The sequence below is a fragment of the Mycoplasmopsis canis PG 14 genome, assembly GCF_001553195.1.
In the GTDB taxonomy this organism is placed as follows: Bacteria; Bacillota_I; Bacilli_A; order Mycoplasmatales; family Metamycoplasmataceae; genus Mycoplasmopsis; species Mycoplasmopsis canis.
Map to the genome: position 1 here is coordinate 804346 of NZ_CP014281.1, position 17824 is coordinate 822169.

The 17824-nt window shown below is 28.1% G+C and carries 18 protein-coding genes; 4 read left to right on the plus strand and 14 right to left on the minus strand.

Annotation, left to right across the window (positions count from 1 at the left end; translation table 4 throughout):
- Window positions 1-93: 93 nt before the first annotated feature.
- The 6 genes from AXW82_RS03155 to AXW82_RS03180 are packed head-to-tail and all read right to left on the minus strand — an operon-like array spanning window position 94 to window position 4219.
- Window positions 94-1464 (minus strand): M17 family metallopeptidase, encoded by a 1371-nt coding sequence (locus AXW82_RS03155; RefSeq protein WP_004795223.1) that lies wholly within the window; start codon window positions 1462-1464, stop codon window positions 94-96.
- Window positions 1458-1847, minus strand: a complete 390-nt coding sequence (locus AXW82_RS03160; protein WP_004795222.1) for an IMPACT family protein — start codon at window positions 1845-1847, stop codon at window positions 1458-1460. Before AXW82_RS03160 ends, AXW82_RS03155 begins: the two co-directional genes overlap by 7 nt.
- Window positions 1840-2697 carry a ribosome biogenesis GTPase YlqF gene (ylqF, locus tag AXW82_RS03165; RefSeq protein ID WP_004795220.1) on the minus strand — a complete coding sequence of 286 codons (858 nt, stop codon included), beginning with the start codon at window positions 2695-2697 and terminating at the stop codon, window positions 1840-1842. The genes AXW82_RS03160 and ylqF overlap by 8 nt, the downstream gene beginning before the upstream one ends.
- Complete coding sequence (locus AXW82_RS03170; RefSeq protein ID WP_004795219.1) at window positions 2681-2971, minus strand: MAG0865 family DivIVA-related protein; 291 nt, start codon at window positions 2969-2971, stop codon at window positions 2681-2683. The genes ylqF and AXW82_RS03170 overlap by 17 nt, the downstream gene beginning before the upstream one ends.
- Before the next feature lie 2 nt (window positions 2972-2973).
- On the minus strand, window positions 2974-3699 hold the full coding sequence (locus AXW82_RS03175) for a TrmH family RNA methyltransferase (RefSeq protein ID WP_004795217.1): 726 nt from the start codon (window positions 3697-3699) through the stop codon (window positions 2974-2976).
- A complete protein-coding gene (locus AXW82_RS03180; protein WP_004795216.1) occupies window positions 3683-4219 on the minus strand; it encodes a tRNA (cytidine(34)-2'-O)-methyltransferase in 537 nt (178 codons plus the stop codon). The genes AXW82_RS03175 and AXW82_RS03180 overlap by 17 nt, the downstream gene beginning before the upstream one ends.
- A gap of 159 nt (window positions 4220-4378) precedes the next feature.
- Here AXW82_RS03180 and AXW82_RS03185 point away from each other — a divergent pair, with 159 nt between their 5' ends.
- On the plus strand, window positions 4379-4954 hold the full coding sequence (locus AXW82_RS03185; protein ID WP_004795214.1) for a hypothetical protein: 576 nt from the start codon (window positions 4379-4381) through the stop codon (window positions 4952-4954).
- Window positions 4955-4989: 35 nt separating this feature from the next.
- Here AXW82_RS03185 and tuf read toward each other — a convergent pair whose 3' ends face one another.
- A complete protein-coding gene (gene tuf / locus AXW82_RS03190; protein WP_004795211.1) occupies window positions 4990-6177 on the minus strand; it encodes an elongation factor Tu in 1188 nt (395 codons plus the stop codon).
- 432 nt (window positions 6178-6609) lie between these two features.
- Between tuf and AXW82_RS03195 the strand changes: the two genes are divergently transcribed.
- From AXW82_RS03195 to AXW82_RS03205, 3 genes are all read left to right on the plus strand, one after another.
- Window positions 6610-8991, plus strand: a complete 2382-nt coding sequence (locus tag AXW82_RS03195; protein WP_004795209.1) for a phosphoketolase family protein — start codon at window positions 6610-6612, stop codon at window positions 8989-8991.
- A gap of 75 nt (window positions 8992-9066) precedes the next feature.
- On the plus strand, window positions 9067-9528 hold the full coding sequence (locus tag AXW82_RS03200; RefSeq protein ID WP_223212187.1) for a hypothetical protein: 462 nt from the start codon (window positions 9067-9069) through the stop codon (window positions 9526-9528).
- Window positions 9529-9621: 93 nt separating this feature from the next.
- The gene (locus AXW82_RS03205) at window positions 9622-10776 is read left to right on the plus strand and encodes a trigger factor-related chaperone (RefSeq protein WP_004795205.1); all 1155 of its coding nucleotides are present in this window, start codon (window positions 9622-9624) and stop codon (window positions 10774-10776) included.
- 37 nt (window positions 10777-10813) lie between these two features.
- Here the strand turns inward: AXW82_RS03205 and rsmI are convergent, their stop codons facing one another.
- The 7 genes from rsmI to AXW82_RS03240 all read right to left on the minus strand — a co-directional run bounded on the left by rsmI (window position 10814) and on the right by AXW82_RS03240 (window position 17463).
- Window positions 10814-11542 carry a 16S rRNA (cytidine(1402)-2'-O)-methyltransferase gene (gene rsmI, locus AXW82_RS03210; RefSeq protein WP_004795204.1) on the minus strand — a complete coding sequence of 243 codons (729 nt, stop codon included), beginning with the start codon at window positions 11540-11542 and terminating at the stop codon, window positions 10814-10816.
- A complete protein-coding gene (locus AXW82_RS03215; protein ID WP_004795202.1) occupies window positions 11535-12476 on the minus strand; it encodes a DNA polymerase III subunit delta in 942 nt (313 codons plus the stop codon). Before AXW82_RS03215 ends, rsmI begins: the two co-directional genes overlap by 8 nt.
- Window positions 12477-12478: 2 nt before the next feature.
- Window positions 12479-13126 carry a dTMP kinase gene (gene tmk, locus AXW82_RS03220; RefSeq protein ID WP_004795199.1) on the minus strand — a complete coding sequence of 216 codons (648 nt, stop codon included), beginning with the start codon at window positions 13124-13126 and terminating at the stop codon, window positions 12479-12481.
- Window positions 13127-13137: 11 nt separating this feature from the next.
- Window positions 13138-13725 carry a toprim domain-containing protein gene (locus AXW82_RS03225; protein ID WP_004795198.1) on the minus strand — a complete coding sequence of 196 codons (588 nt, stop codon included), beginning with the start codon at window positions 13723-13725 and terminating at the stop codon, window positions 13138-13140.
- A gap of 2 nt (window positions 13726-13727) precedes the next feature.
- Window positions 13728-14015, minus strand: coding sequence for a YbaB/EbfC family nucleoid-associated protein (locus tag AXW82_RS03230; RefSeq protein WP_004795197.1), 288 nt, complete (start codon window positions 14013-14015; stop codon window positions 13728-13730).
- A 3-nt stretch (window positions 14016-14018) separates the two neighbouring features.
- Window positions 14019-16025 carry a DNA polymerase III subunit gamma/tau gene (gene dnaX / locus AXW82_RS03235; RefSeq protein ID WP_004795195.1) on the minus strand — a complete coding sequence of 669 codons (2007 nt, stop codon included), beginning with the start codon at window positions 16023-16025 and terminating at the stop codon, window positions 14019-14021.
- 265 nt (window positions 16026-16290) lie between these two features.
- Window positions 16291-17463: an IS30 family transposase gene (locus tag AXW82_RS03240; protein WP_060913340.1), complete on the minus strand. Its 1173-nt coding sequence runs from the start codon at window positions 17461-17463 to the stop codon at window positions 16291-16293.
- Window positions 17464-17824: the final 361 nt, after the last annotated feature.

Here is a 17824-nt window from a genome sequence, read left to right on the forward strand (position 1 = left end):
AAAAGGAAATTAAAAAAAAAAAAAAAACTGTAATTTCTCAGAAAATGATAATTTTCCATGATTATAAAAAAAGATGCTATAAAGCATCTTAAATTATTTTTGGACATCTATGATAAATTCTACTAGGGTTGATATCAACTCTCCTTGTGGTTCGCCAAATCTATCAGCCGTACCAGCAACATCACAATGAATAAAATCTATATCTTTTGTAAATTCTTTTAAAAACATTGCTGCTTGTGAAGAATCTTGTTTAACTTTGCTTGATCAGCTTGCTAAATCAGCAACTTTTGAAGAAGAATTTCCTTTATGAAAATCTTTATGTAGTGGCATTCTTCAAACTTTTTCTTGAGCTTTTTTTGCTGCTTTTTCAAAAATCTCTCACTTATCTTCGTTTGTTGATCAAATTCCAGAATATACATTAGAAAGAGATGTAATAATGCTTCCGGTTAAAGTTGCTACATCAAGAATTGTTGTTGGTTTTAATTTATCTGCAGAATAGTAAATTCCATCAGCTAAAACCAAACGTCCTTCAGCGTCAGTATCAACAACTTCTACTCATTTTCCACTCATTGATTGATAAACATTTTCCGGCAATGAAGCATCTGCATTAATTCTATTATCTGTTATACACATAACTGCTGACGCATTAACTTTAGCACCTAGCAATGCCAATGTTTTAACAGCGTAAGCAGCTATAACAGATCCAGACATATCATATTTCATTCCATCCATATGGTAACCTTTGGTGTTAACACCACCAGTATCGAAAGTAATACCTTTACCAACTATAGAAGTATGTTCTTTGCTTCCTTTGTTACCGTTATAAGAAATTACCACAACCCTTGGTTCATGTGTACTTCCTTTATTAACTGATAATAAAAGACCCATATTTAAATCTTGAATTTCTTTCTTTGTTAAAACTTCTATTTTTAAATTGTTAATTCCTGAAAAATCATTAACAATTTCAGATGCTAACATTTCAGAATTTAAAAAGTTTTCTGGCATTATTTGTAAGTTTCTTGCTTTTGTTACTGATTCAGAAATTATTTGAACTTTCTTAATGATTTCTTTAACTTCTTTTGATTCATCTTTAACTAAAATAGATAAAGTTTTTTCTTTTGCTTTTGCACTTTTTTCGTTTGTTTTTTTGAATAATTTAGCTTGTGCAAATTCCGTATTAAAAATAAACATCCTTAATAATTCTTTATAATCAAAGAAATTACTAAAAGATTCTAAATCAATTACGTAATCTCTTTCTATAGAACCCGCAAATGATTTAAATCAATTTGAAAATTCAAATCAAGTTTGGTGATCTTTATCAAAATAAACATATGATTCATTTAATTCTAACTCATCAGTTACTTTAAAATTCTTTTTTCCGACATAGATTGGAAATGCCGAACCTTCAAATGCAGGTTTTAATAATTGCTCTTTCTTTGTATAATCTTTAATAATTTTTAACATGTTTCCTCCTTTAAGTTCTCTAAATATTTTTCAATAACTATCTTAGCACTTTCGCGATATGCTTTTTGCAGACCACCAAAACCTAACATAATTCCACCAAAATATCTAACAACAACTATAATGACATTACTAATATTTTTTATTCTAATTAATTCATAAATAGGTCTTCCGGCCGAATTGCTTGGTTCTCCATCATCACTAAATCCGGCATTTTCAACTCCATCTTTAATTATTTGATAAGCATAACATACATGTCTTGCTTTTTTGTGTTCTTTTTTTAATGTACTTATAATACTCTTTATTTGCGTTTTATCATCTACTTTATATATGAAAGAAAGAAAAGTAGATTTTTTAACTATTAATTCAGCTTGAATATTAGTCAAATGTAATCCCTTTCATATTTTTTACTCACTGAATAAAATGTTTTTCTGCTTTATCAATATCAATTTTACCTTGTTCTTTAAAAAACTTAAATTTTGCAGCATATTCTCAAAGCAATCCATATATTTCAACTTTATCATTTGAGGGTTTTAAACCAAGTTCTATTAACTTATTTGGGTAATATTTAGATAATAAGGATCAAATTTCGGTAGCTACGAATTCTGTAGGGAAATTTTCTACCTTTATTGCACCAATGGCTAATAATTTAATAGCAGGTTCCTGATCTACAAATTTTGGAAGCAAGATACCCGGGGTATCTAGAAATAAATATTCACCGTTTATAACTCATTTTTTCTCACGAGTAACTCCTGGAAAATTAGCAACTTTTAAAGAAGATTTTTCAGAAACCAAATTAATTAACGTGCTTTTGCCGCAATTAGGGACACCAACAACAAATGATTTAATTTTAGTTTGAATCATCCCTTTAGCTTGGTTTCTTTTTATTCTTTCTTGGCTCATTTCTTTCAATTTCTTTAGAATTATTTGTTTTGAGCTAGCTTTTCTTAGATCTAATCATAGAAGGTGCTCACCTTTAAACTTTGATGAAATAATATTTTTTTTATCATTGTCCATTAAATCACTTTTGGTTATTATAAATAATCTAGGTTTTTGTGGAACGATTTTATCAAAGTCTTCATTATATGAACTAATAGGCGCTCTAGCGTCTAAAACTACGATGAAAATATCTGCTAAATTGGCTGTGTCTTTAATTTCACGAAAACCTTTAGCCATATGACCGGGGTATCATTGAACTAGGTTGTTATATTTTTCTTGATTATTTTCTATGTTCATCATTTACCTCCATTTGCTTTAAATTAGTTTTCAATCTTTGGATTTCGAATTTTAATAATTCAATTTCCTTAATATTTTCTTCGTTACTTTTTTCTAATCCGGAAACTTGTTTTTTAAAAGCACTATTTTTTTTATCTAAAACTTTAATTCAAGAAACTAAATAACTAATAAAATTATCAATTTCTTTTATATTGTAACCTTCTAATGCTATAGTAAATTCTTGATTTTCAATTCAAGAAATTAACTGATCGACTGTTGCAAGGTCCTTTTCCATTATTACTCCTTATTATAAACTTTATTTAAAACTATTCCAGCAGCTATAGCAACATTAAGACTTTCAAATTCAATTGGAATATAAATATTAGTGTCAGATAAGTTCTTTACCTTATCGCTAATTCCATTTCCTTCATTACCTAAAACAATTACTATTTTTTTATCTTCAAAAATAACATCATTTAACTTTTTAGCATTGGTATCCAAAAGTGTTTCATAAACTTTAAATCCTTTTTCTTTCAAAATTTTTAAATTTTCTGTTATGTCTTTGGTTTCTATAATATTAATGTTGAATAGCGCTCCTTGCGAAGATCTTACTACTTTATCATTAAAAGGGTCAATATTTTCGACAATCACTGTATCAAAATTAAATGACTTAGCTAATCTAATTATTGTTCCTACATTTCCTGGATCTTGAAGATTATTTAAAGCTATTACATGGTTAATATCTTGATTTATTAGTTTAGGTTTCTTACATAAAGCAATAACCTTTTGCGGTGTAGATGTTTCAGAAAGTCATTTAATAATATCATAAGAAACTTTTGTAGAATTTAAAAAAACACTAGAATCTGCAGATTCAAATATTTCTTCTACTAAATTGTTTTTTAGCGCTTCTTCTACTAAATGAAATCCGGAAACCAAAAATTTGTTTTCTTGATTTCTATATTTTTTTTCTTGTAATTTTTTTAAATATTTAACTTTTGAATTTTGTTTACTTGTTAGAACCATTAGATAATAAAAATTCTTTCCCTTTTTCTACTTCATATAATGAAAGTTCTTCTCAATTTAACTGCCTCATAACCTCAAAACTTACAATACATACAGAATTAGCTAAATTAATTGACCGCATTTGAGAAACCATAGGTATCCTCAAACAATTATCAATGTTTTTCTGTAGTATTTCTTTATCAATTCCTGTTGATTCACGACCAAACATTAATCAAACTTCTTTATTGTCTTTAATTTCTTTTGTATAATCTTGGTCAGAATAAGTTTTTAAACCATAGCGTGTTATGTAAAAAATATTTTTATCACTATATTTCTTATAAAACTCCTCATACGAATCATGCACTTCGTGTCTAATATCAGATAGCATTCTTCCCGCACCTGCTCTCTTTAAGTATTTCGGGTGTAAATCAAAACTAATTGGTTTAATTATGTGTAATTTGGCCCCAAGTGCAAAGCAAGTTCTTATAATATTACCTGTATTAGGTGAAATTTCTGGTTGAAATAAAACTATATTAAGCATAAAAACCTCCATTTATTAATTTAAATTATATATTTTTAAAAATTTATGTTTAAAAGATTTTCACAAAAACTAATAAAAGTTTGTTTTCTTATTATTTTTAATACAAAAAAGCATTTTTTGCTAAAATAGGATTGTTAAAAATATATATAAAGGAGGCTTATGATAAGAATATTAAGGTTTTTAATACCACTTTCTTTATCTACAACACTTTTTATTGCTTCATGTCAATTTCAAAAAAGTGATCAAAATCATAATAAAATAGAAGCTAACAAAAACAATAAAAGTAGTAGTGAAAACTCTAAACAAGAGGCAAGAAATATTGATTTAGATTACACAAAATATGGAATCGATAAATTTAATGGTGTAGTTAAAGAAAGGGTTTTATTATTCCCGGCGCAAACTAGAGAGAATAATTTGGATTCAAACGGAGTATTTAAAATAAAACTACATTTATCTCCTGTAAAAGGGGTAACAGGTGAATGAATTGCATTTGCTACAGAGGTTCAAAATGCTAAAAACAATAAATTAACTAACCCAATTATTATTAAAAAATCAACTACTCTTGCTAATCCGGATAACGAATACCCTCTTACTTGATCTTTTGAAAAAGATAAGCTTGAGAATGGTAAATCATACACATTTATCTTTTGAAAGAAAGATGGATCTGAAAAAATTATTTTTAGCAAGGAACACATAAATGAAAATTTAGATATATTCCCTGCTAAGCTACCATAATAAAAAAATAACAGCTTTTGCCGTTATTTTTTTTATTATTTAATAATTTTTGTTACTGAACCAGCACCAACTGTACGTCCACCTTCACGAATAGAGAATTTTGTTCCCTCTTCTACAGCGATAGGAGCGATTAATTTAACTTTTAAGTTAACGTTTTCTCCTGGAATAACCATTTCACGTCCAGCTTCGAATTCAACTCCACCTGTTACGTCTGTTGTACGGAAGTAGAATTGTGGTTTATAGTTCTTGAAGAATGGAGTGTGACGTCCACCTTCTTCTTTTTTAAGAACATAAATAGCAGCTTCGAATTCTGTGTGAGGAATAATTGAACCTGGTTTAGCTAAAACTTGTCCACGTTCAACATCTTCACGGTTAACTCCACGAAGTAATAATCCAGCGTTATCTCCTGCTTGTGCTTCTTTAAGGTTTTTACGGAACATTTCAATTCCTGTAACAACTGTTTTTTTAGTAGCTTTTAATCCAACGATTTCAACTTCATCGTTTAATTTTAATGTTCCACGTTCAACACGTCCTGTAGCAACAGTTCCACGTCCTGTAATTGTGAAAACGTCTTCAACAGCCATTAAGAATGGTTTGTCAAATTCTTTAACTGGTGTTTCAATGTATGAATCAACAGCATCCATTAATTCCATAATTTTAGCTTCATATTTTTCATTTCCAGCTAAAGCTTCTGAAGCTGATCCACGGATAATTGGAGCGTTATCTCCGTCAAATCCGTATTCTGAAAGAAGACCACGAATTTCTAATTCAACTAATTCGATCATTTCTTCTTCACCTTCTAACATATCAACTTTGTTTAAGAAAACAACGATACGAGGAACACCAACTTGTTTAGATAAAAGAATGTGTTCACGTGTTTGAGGCATAGGTCCATCTGTTGCAGCAACAACTAAGATAGCACCATCCATTTGAGCAGCCCCTGTAATCATGTTTTTAACGTAGTCAGCGTGACCAGGACAGTCAACGTGAGCATAGTGACGTTTTTCTGTTTGGTATTCAATGTGTGATGTATTAATTGTAATACCACGTGCTCTTTCTTCTGGAGCGTTATCAATAGAAGCATAATCACGAGCTTCTGATAATCCTTTTTTAGCTAAAACTGTAGCAATAGCAGCAGTTAATGTAGTTTTACCATGGTCAACGTGTCCAATTGTACCAACGTTAACGTGTTCTTTACTACGGTCAAAATCTAATTTTGCCATATTTTCCTTTCATATAAAATTTTATTTTATTTTGTTTGTCTTAGCGCTAAAACCAACCTATAGTCTAGTCTTTCATCTAGATCCTGTCCATTTAAAGTCGAGTTATGTTTAGCAAATTAATTTTACCAAAAATTGACTTTTTTAAAAGCGCTATATTTTAATTAAAAAACTTTGAAATATTTTAGCATAAAAATCTAATAATTATATATTTTGGAAGTTTTTTAATATTTAAAACTCTTAGCGACTAATCTTCTTAAAATTATTTTTAATCCTACTAAATAAATAAAAAAGAAGGGAAAATTATATTTTTTAAAATTAAAAATAAGACTTTAAAATATTCAATTTTTTAATAAAATATTAGTACATATTTAAATAACAAAAATATTTATGTATGTCAAATGAAATTTAAATCAAAAATTCAAGGAGAAATTAATGAATAAGTCAAAATTTGATGACAAAAAATTACTAGATAAATTGCACGCTTGATGAAGAGCTGCCAACTATTTATCAGTAGGACAAATGTACTTAAGAAGTAATCCACTTTTATTAAGTGAATTAAAAGCTGAAGACGTTAAAATGTATCCAATCGGACACTGAGGAACAATTCCAGGACAAAACTTAATTTACGCTCACTTAAACCGTGTTATTAATAAGTATGATCTTGAAATGTTTTACATTGAAGGTCCAGGTCACGGTGGACAAGTTATGATTTCTAACTCATATTTAGATGGAAGTTATACAGAATTATTCCCAGAAATCACTAAAGATGTTGATGGTCTTACAAAAATGTTTAAGAGATTCTCATTCCCAGGTGGTACAGCATCTCACGCTGCTCCAGAAACTCCTGGATCAATTCATGAAGGTGGAGAATTAGGGTATGCTCTTTCACATGCTACAGGTGCTATTTTAGATAATCCAAAAATTATTGCCGCAACTGTTATAGGGGACGGGGAAGCTGAAACAGGTCCTTTAGCTGCTGGTTGATTTGCAACATCATTTATTAACCCAGTTAACGATGGAGCTGTTTTACCAATCGTTCACGTAAATGGTGGTAAAATTTCTAACCCAACAATTTTCGCAAGAAAAACAAATAAAGAAATTTCTGATATGTTATCAGGATTTGGTTGAGAAGCTATTTTCGTTGAAGCCGATGTTAATGATCAAGTTGGTATTCACGAAATTATGGCAAAACAATTTGACTTAGCCGTTGAAAAAATATTAAAAATTCAATCTGAAGCAAGAAAAAAACCTGCTGAACAAGCTACAAGACCTATTTGACCAGCTCTTATCGTTAGAACACCAAAAGGTTGAACACAACCACACACAATTAATGGACTTACATACGAAGGAAGCTTTAGAGCTCACCAAGTTCCACTTCCAGTTACATCAGAAAATCCAAAAATGTTAGCAGAATTAAAAGAATGATTAATGTCATATCGTCCACACGAATTATTTAACAAAGATGGATCATTCAAATCTGAATTTGCTGAAGTTGCTCCAAAAGGATTTAAGAGAATGGGAATGCACCCTATCACAAATGGTGGTGTTAATCCAAAACCTTTAAACTTAGGAAAATGAGAAGACTTTGCTCTTAAATTTACTAAACCAGGTGAAATTAAGGGACAAGATATGGTTACAGCTGGAACATGATTTGCAGATGTTATTAAGAGAAACCCAGATAACTTCCGTGCATTCGGACCAGATGAAACTAAATCAAACAGATTATTTGATATCTTCAAAGTTACAAATAGACAATGAATGGAAAAAATTGATCCAGAACTTGACGAATTCTTAAGTCCAGTTGGAAGATTAATTGATTCACAATTATCAGAACACCAAGCAGAAGGATTCTTAGAAGGATATGTATTAACAGGACGTCACGGATTCTTTGCATCGTACGAATCATTCTTAAGAGTTGTTGACTCAATGTTAACACAACACATGAAATGAGTTGTTAAAGCTCGTAAAATCAATTGAAGAAAAGATTATCCATCTCTTAATATTATTGCTACTTCTACAGCATTCCAACAAGATCACAATGGTTACACACACCAAGATCCAGGTATTTTAGGACACTTGGCTGACAAGCGTCCAGAATTAATCCGTGAATACTTACCTGCTGACTCAAATACATTATTAGCTGTTTTAGATAAAGCCTTTAGAGAAAGAGATGTTATTAACTTGATTGTTGCTTCAAAACAACCAAGAGAACAATTCTACTCAGTTGAAGAAGCAAAAGAATTAGTTGAAAAAGGATATAAAGTTATTGATTGAGCATCAACAGTTAAAAAAGGTGAAGAACCAGATTTAGTAGTTGTTGCTTCAGGTACAGAACCTAACTTAGAAGCCTTAGCTACAGTTTCAATTTTAAACAAACATTTCCCTGAAATGAAAATTAGATTCGTTAATGTTGTTGATTTATTAAGATTAAGACACCAAAGCATCGATCCTCGTGGTCTTTCAGATGAAGAATTCAATAGTGTATTCACAACAAATAAACCAGTTGTATTTGCATTCCACGGATTTGAAGGTCTTATTAGAGATATCTTCTTCTCACGTCAAAACCACAACTTATTTGTTCATGGTTATAGAGAACACGGAGATATTACAACATCATTCGACATTCGTTTAATGTCAGAAATGGATAGATTCCACATTTCACAAACAGCTGCTGCAGCAGTTTATGGTGAAAAAGCAAAAGACTTCTTAGCGTTAATGGATTCAAAAATTGAATACCACAATAAATACATTAAAGAAGTGGGAATTGATATTGATGAAGTAAGATTCTGAAAATGAGAAGGACTTAAAAAATAATAATTAAAAACAAAACTATAAAAATCATAGTTTTGTTTTTTATATGATAAAATTTGAGTACAAAAAATAAGGAGAATGATGAGAGAAAATTTAAAACTGTTAAGAACTTTTTCTATTACAAATTTAACCCTTTCAATTGTTGCGGCTATTTTATTAATTATTTCATTAACGATGCTTTCGGTAGGGGTTGCAACAGAAAATAGGGCAGCGATAGTTTCTGGTAGCATCGCTACAACTGTTATTATTGCTTTTTCTGTGCTCGCTTCAATTGCGGCAATTGTTTTAGTTATTTTAGGAACTATAAAGGCTTATAATCTAAGCAAAATGTCACAAAAATATTCTGTTATTTTTATTTTATGATTAATTTTAGCTATATCGCAAGTTTTTAACATAATGTTCGTGTGAATACCTATAGTAGGTTTTGTTATTGGTTCAATGTTGTCAATATATATTATATTTGTTTATATTTATACAATTATAAAAACTTCTGGGTCGCTTAAAGAATATATTGATTTTAAAGAAGTTGAACAAAATTAAAACCATGTTAAAGCGTGGTTTTAATTTTGTTCCAAAAAATATATAAATTCATAAAATCATTTATAATTAAATAATCAATATATAGGAGTATACATGAAATTTATTACAAAAAACTTCAAAATCGAAGGCTCAGAATGAGTAAAAATCCAGAATGAAGCTTTAAAATTTTTAGAAAGCCAAAAACAAAAAATAAATCAACAAATTATTTTAGATTTTGCAACTGATGGTTGTTTAGAAGCAACAATTACTAATGAATTTAGAGAAAATTCACAAAAAATTAAAGATTTTCAATTTTTCTTTAGACCAATTATCTTAAACAAAGAATCTAACATTAATCAACTCAGTTTTGAACTTAAATCATTTTATTTTGATAAAGAAGATTTAAAGGATTTATCGTCAAATAATTATAAAGACTTGGATTTTTCTTTAAATCCTGGTTACGAAATGCAAATTTCTGAATTTACAAAATCTTATATTAGTAATTTTAAATTCAGAGAAGATAAAGGTAAAGAAGCAGTAGTTTCTGATACAGATGTTGTAAGAATAGAAGTAAAAGACTTAAAAAAAGGTTTAAATCAGAAATTTGAACTAGTCGCTTCAAAAGACCTTGATGAAATAAATCTTGAAAAATTCATTATAGGGAAACAAGTAGGACAAAAATTTATTTATAAGCCAAACAACGATTTCGAATTAGAAGTATTGGTATTAGGTGCTTTTAAAGTCGTTTCTGAACCAATTACAGATCTTAATGCCCATAAAATTGGAATAGAAGAATTAAAAACTCTGAGTGATGTTAAAAAATATATTTATGACTCATTGATGGAACAAATCGTTGGTGAAGCATTATTTGAGTACGGATGAAGAATAGTTGAAAGCATTAAAGAAGAAAATAATGAAATTGAGCTACCAGAAGAACTAATTCAAAGTGATATTAATGCATTTAATTTCGCACCTTCATTCGAGGGAAATAAAGAAGAAATTGTTCATTCTTCAATTGTTAATTACTTTTGATTTAATTGAGTAGCTAGAAAATTTGATATTTCTATAACAAATAACGAATTAAACTACGAAGTAAAGAGAGTTAAAACATTTTTAAATATGGAAAACAATAAGCAAGTGGATATTAAAAAAGTTGCGGATGCAATTTTGATGAAAAAGCTTGCTGTTAAAGTTCTTAAAGAAAGCAAAAATTCTTTTATTGATGAATTCGATAAGTACATTATTTTTGAGGAAAAAAATAAAGCATAAAAAAAGAGACTTTTGTCTCTTTTTTCTTTAAAGTGTCTTAATCAACTTTTGAAAATCTTGCGTACTTATTAATTTTTTCTCTTTTTTCTTTCGGAATCATTAGACACATTGTAAATTCACCCTTAATACTTTCTAAACCAGAAAAGTAAGATATTAATTTGCTAGGCGAATCAAAGAATCAAGTCTCATGTATTTTAGTTAATTCTTTTGCTAATGAAATTTTAATAGTATCTTCGAAAATTTCGTAAATATCACCTAAAGTAGATAATAATTTGTGAGGAGCAACAAAATAAATATACGGATGATTTTTTAATACTATAGTTTCTTTTAACTCTTTTTTTCTCTGTTCTGTTTTGTCTTTAACAAAACCCATAAAAGTAAAATTATTACTAAATCCTGAGCCCACAAATGTAGTTATAGATGCACTTACTCCTGGTATAATCTCGACAGCAATATTGTGTTCTCTTGCGGAATTAATAATTTCAAATCCAGGATCAGACACAGAAGGCATTCCAGCATCTGACACTACCGCAACTGATGTTCCATTCAAAACCATAGATATAATACCTTGAGCTGAGTTTTTTTCTGTAAAAGAATTGTATGTTATCAACTTTTTGTTTTTTATTGAAAATTTGTCCAATAACTTTTGCGTTACTCTTGTATCTTCACAAGCAATTACATCAACACTTTTCAGGGTTTCTAATGCCCTAATAGTGATGTCATTTAAATTACCAATAGGAGTACCTACAACAAAAACCTTATTCATAAATTTCTCCCATCTTTAATAACATATCTTGTTTTTGAATTTTAAAATTCCCAAACAGCTCAATATTTTGTAAAAAATCATTAATATAATTTATTCACTTTGTTAGGTAAATTTGTTCCTTAAGGATAAAATTTGAAATTTTGTTTAGTTCCTTAAAATAATTATTATGAATATAAAAATTATTAGTTTCATTAATACCAATAATTGAATATTTAATAAGATTTAGTATAAAAATATTTCTTTCTTGCTTGTCTTTCTCTAAATCTTCATTCAAAGAAACATATAATGAATAAAAGAAATTTTGTTTTTTATAAGCATTTTGCATTATTTTGACATATTTATCAAAAATTTCGTTATAAGACTTATTGCTAAATTCCTTAGCTCTTGAAATATTGTTATTCGAAAATAATACACAAACTTCAACAAACGCATCAAAATGAGAATCGAACTCCTTATATACCTCAGATAAATCTTCTTCATCTAAAGTAACTATTTGTGCACGAGATAAGATAGTGGGCAGTAATTTTTTAATGTTATTTGAGAAAATAAAGATACTAATATTTTCTCCAGGTTCTTCTATTTCTTTTAATATAGAATTTAAACCTTCAAGTGAGGTAGATTCTAAATTTTCTATAATACCAACTTTATATTGATAAGGATTCATCAGAGACGATAAGTTTAATCTTTCAAAAAAATGATTAAGATCCTCTTTTTTTATTTTATTACTATTGCCATCGAGATAGAAAATATTAGGAAAAATGTTATCTAATTCGTAATTCATGTATTCATCTATTTTGAGATCTGAGGAATTTATTGCCTTAATCAATTTTAAGATTTCTTTTTTTGTATTTGCAACTTTTTGTGTATTGATTATATATAAATGTGAAAGCTTGTTCGATTGAACAAGCTTTTCTATTTGCTTATAGATGCGCATTATTAAATTGTTTGTATAAATTTCTTAAATTTTTCATTCTTATATAATTTATCAACAATTTCGTTGCAAACTTCTTCTGGGGTCATCATTGCATCCACTATTAAAAAACGGTTTGGATCCTCATTAATAAGATGTTTATATCCACCATACACTTTTTGATGAAATTCAGTTTTTTCATTTTCAAGACGATCTTCAAATAATCTAGATTTATCTCTTCTTTTTTTAGAATCTTCTGGGGTAGCGTCTAAGAAAATTGTTATATCAGGAATAGCGTTATCGATAATTAATGTTGTTAAAGATTTAGCAAATTCATAACCTAAACCTCTTGCAAAACCTTGATATGCATAAAAACTATCTATATACCTATCACATAATACTAATTTGTTCTCTTTAATTGCAGGTCATATAATTTTTTCTAAATGTATTCTTCTACTTGTTGAATAAAGCATTGCTTCGGCAACGGGAGAAAGATCGCTTTGAGTATCGAGAATTATTTCCCTTATTCTTTCAGCTTCTTTTAAATCCTTCCCTCCAGGTTCTCTTGTCTCTATTATTTCTAGTCTAGGATTCAGTGATCTTAGTTTTTTTGACAATTCTTTCATAACTGTAGTTTTTCCACTACCATCTAGTCCTTCAAATGTTATAAACATAATTTTTCCCCTTATTTTGTTCTATTTTCTAAAGATAATTTTAAAGTGATTTCATCAATGTAATCAACTGATGAACCAACCGGTAATCCGACAGCAAGTTCAGAGATATTTTTATTGTTATTTTTTATGTATTTTTTTAAAACAAATTTAGTAATTTCTCCATCTATATTTGGGGAAATACCAAATATAACTTCATCAAATCCCTTAGTATAATCTGATAATCTATTTATAAGATCTTTTTCTTTTTCTATAAGATAATCTGAATTTAGTTTTTTCCTAAAAACAAAATATTTGCCTTTGTAAAATCCTGCTTTTTCAATTTTTTGCATTATTTGTAATGACTCAACAATTAATAATGTATTTTGCCTATCATTGTCTCCGCATATATCGCATGGTTCATTATCAAAAAGTGGTTTTGTACACATTTCACAAAAACTAATACCATGTTTAATAGCTTTAAAAGCATTAGCTAATAAATTTACTTCAGATTCTTCGGAATCAAAAACTCAATAAACTATTTTTTCGGCTGTTTTTTTTGTTATTCCGGGTAGTTTGGTTAATTTTACTATAAAATCATTAATTTTTTCTGAATTAAACATTATTAAAACGGAAATCCACCAGGCATTGCAGGAGCCATTTTATCTTGTTCTTCTTGAATTTTTTCAAACAAATCATTTAATGCTACCACAAGTAAATCTTGTAATAATTCTTTATCATCCGGGTCAATTAAAGCGTCATCTAGCTCTATATTTTGAATTTCTCTATTTCCTAAAGCAGAAATTTTAATTCCTTGCTTTTCAACTATAAATTCTTTTGATTCTAGTTCTGCTTGTTTTGATTCTAGTTCTTTTTGCATTGTTTTTAATCTTTTAATTAATTCTGGATTCATAATTTAGTTCCTCTTTTCTTCTTTAAATATACTATTAAATAATTCTGTTGCATTTGCTTTTTTAGGATCAATCAGAGCCGGGGCTTCTGGTCTATATAATTCAAAAGGTATTTTAATTTTTCCTTCACTAGTTCTAAATGAAGAAAACTGATTTGCTATATCTTCCTTTTCGTTTATTGAAATGAAAAATAAAGTCTTATAACCATCTGAAAAAAGATAATCAACATAACTTTGGATATCATAATCTTTTGATTTTGATCTAAGTTCTTGTAATGCTTCTTCATCAGATACAACAAAGATAATGGCATCCTTTGTTGCTCCAATTAATTTTGCTTTTTTCAATAATTCTTTTTCTGCCACAAATTCTGTGTTTGTTTTTTCAGAAAGAATTTCGTTATTTTTCTTAATGGTTCCGTACTGTTTTGAAAAATCCTCATTTTTAAATTTAGCATATAATAGTGCATTTAAAACTTTTTTTAGGTATTCTTCATGATTTTCGTTTTGAATTTCTTTGTCAAAAAAAGTTATTTCACGTGTATTGATCAATTCGCTTTTAGCAAATTCAGAAGTGTTTGGTGAAGGTTCATCAAGATCTCTTGATAAATCGTTATAATCTCCATTTTGTTCATTTAGTTTTATAAAAAACTCATTTGTTTGTCTAATCATTTCATCAGCTTTTTTTAGTAAGTCTTCTTCTTTAAAAATTTCTTCTTCATCAGCTGAAAATTTTTTGTTTATAAAGGTATCATTTTGAATTTCTAAGAAAAAATCATTATTTTGAGAATTTTCTACTTTATTTTCTTTTGTTATATGTTGAGTTTCTGAATTATTTTGAAATTTGCTGATTGAAGAATCTTTTTTGGTCTCCTCTATTTTTGGAGAAATTTCAGGAATATGTGGTTTTTCAAGGTTTTGCATAAAGGTATGATTGCTTTTTTGTATTTCTATTTTTTCTAAAAGAGCTATAAAAGCAATTTGAATTAACTCGTATGGACTTTCATGTCTGCTGATTTTTGAAAAAATTTCATATAGCTCATCATAAATAATTATCGCATTAGATTGTGAAAGCTTTATTTTTAGAAGTTGCTCATGTGTAATTCAATTTAAGAAAGAAATATCTTTTGTTTTACTGTACAACAATCATTCTTTAACTAAATTCATCAAAGCTTTAATCAATTTATTTGCATCGGCTCCACTATCATTGAAATCATTAGTTGTGCTAATGATTTCTTTTACATTACCTTCCAAAATTTTGTTCAATAATTTAATGTAATTATCAACGGAAGAAACTCCAAAATTTCTTTCTATAGATTCTTGGTCGATAAAATTATCATTAAAAGAACTTGCTTGATCGGCGATTGATAGTGCATCTCTCATACCACCAGTAGATAATAAAGCAATTGTTTTCAATGCTCTTTCTTCATATTTTATTTTTTCTATATCTAAAATTTCTTTTAAATGACTAATAATTTCGTTGTCTGAAATTCTTTTAAAATTATATCTTTGAACTCTAGAAAGTATTGTCAATGGTATTTTTTGCGGATCAGTAGTAGCTAAAATAAATATTGTGTGAAATGGCGGTTCTTCTAAGGTTTTCAAAAGTGCATTAAATGCACTTTTACTTAGCATATGCACCTCATCAATAATATAAATTTTAAACTTACCATTAATAGGGGCTTGTTCCACTTTTTCTTTTAGTAATCTTATTTCATCAACACCGTTATTTGAAGCTGCATCCATCTCGATTATGTCTAAATTATTATCAAGATTTTCTAAACAAAAATTACATGCCTTTGTGGGTTCAGAACTATGTACACAATTAAGTACCGAAGCAAAGATTTTTGAAATCGATGTTTTACCAGTCCCTTTAGGACCAGTAAAAAGATAAGCGTGGCCTATTTTTCTATTTGTAAGTATATTTTTAAGAGTTTTTATGACGTGTTCTTGACCAACTACTTGTTCAAAAGTTTTGGGTCTATACTTACGATATAGTGTTTTATAATCACTCATGTCTCCCCTTTCTAATAATATTATTTAATTATATAAAATTGCAGTGTAATAAATACCTATTTTTTAAGTTTTTTAATGTATGAATATTCTAAAAGTCATTTGCAAGGATGTAATAAAAAAACTGTAAAATAATTTTATCAAATTTTAAATTTACAAAAAGGTATAGGAAAATAGAAAACTTTAAAAGTTTTCTCGCCGCTTTTGCTTACTTTTTCAAAAAGTAAGGCTCCCTTGTCTGAAATCAAGGGCGGGGGGTTAAAATAATCTAAGGTTGATTAATAATTTTTCTATAGTTATTTATTCATTCCATCATAAAATCAATTTCTTCTTGAGTATAATTGTCAAGACTTTTACCTTTAGGAATAAAATACCTTATTAATCTATGCATATTTTCAATGGAGCCTTTTTGCCATGAACTATATGGAAGACATTTGAACAATCTGTCTTTAGGAATGATTTTGTGTAATAAAACATTTTCCTTACCATTATCGACAGTTAAGGATTTAATATTTAAACCAAACTTTTTAATCATATTATTTAAAGCTTGATGAATATATTTTGAACCTCTTTTGGTTATTGTAGCATATGACTTTCTAGTTTGTCTTTCTAACAAAGTTACTAAACACTTTTTATCATCAATTTTGCCCATTACAGTATCAAGTTCGTAATGGCCCATTTCTGATCTATCGTTAATATAATTTGGTCTCTTAGTTATTTCGGTAGCGTTATTCAATGTTACTAATTTAGTCTTCTTGGTTGTTTTCCTAATATATTTACCTTCTGATTTTCTAATTATATGTTCATAATCTATATAAAATGGTAAGGATTGCATCTTTTTATACACTGAACTAACAGAAGGGCTAAAGCCAATGTGAGATTTCTTAAAAGAATTTACCAAAAACTTTACAGAAGTTTTTGGCATCTTTTCTTTAATATTTCTTTTGATTTTGTATTTATTATATTTATGTCTAATATCATTTCAATACTCTTTAAATGGTTCTCATTTTTCTTGTAACTTAGTATTTCTGAAAAACAATCTTGAGTATCTATAATCCAATAAATGATCGTATATTTTAGAAAAATGAATAACTTTAACCTTAGTGACTCTTTTAAAACAATTGTTACATTGAAATCTTTGATATTTTAATAAATCTTTAGAATGTTTACTAGTCATAAGATCAATTTTGTTTTTTATTGTTCTCACATCTCTTTTTATTTTTCTAGAGGCTTTTTGAATTGATATACCTTGGCTAATTTCAAATAAAGCATTATAAATTGAATCAATATCCATTTGTTTTTTCTGTAAATTTCTAGTTAGTTCTAATTTTCCTTGAAACTTTCAAATAGTATCAATATTTTCTGCAATTTCATAATGAGTATATTTATTTTCTTTCTTTGATTGATCAAAAATACAAATTCATTTTCCTAAATTTTTCATTATAATATTAATGTATCCTTTCTTGTTTTTGCACATTTATTTTATTACAGGATACATAAAAACAAAGTCATATGCATGTTCAACTTGCATATGACTTTTCTAATTAATAGTTTTTTAATGTAAAAATATAGTATTTTTTTAAATTTTTTTAAATATAAAAAAATAAAAAACCGCTTTTGCGGCAATTATTGTGTGAATTAAGCAGCTGCAGCTCTTTCTTGTCTTCTTACTTCTCTTGCGTGTTCTCTTGAAAGTTTTTTAGCTCTTTTTTCAGCACGTAATTTATTTTTTAATCTAACTACTTTACGCATGTTGTTTCCTTTTGTGAGTTTTTTATAATAAGTGACTATATTTTACATTA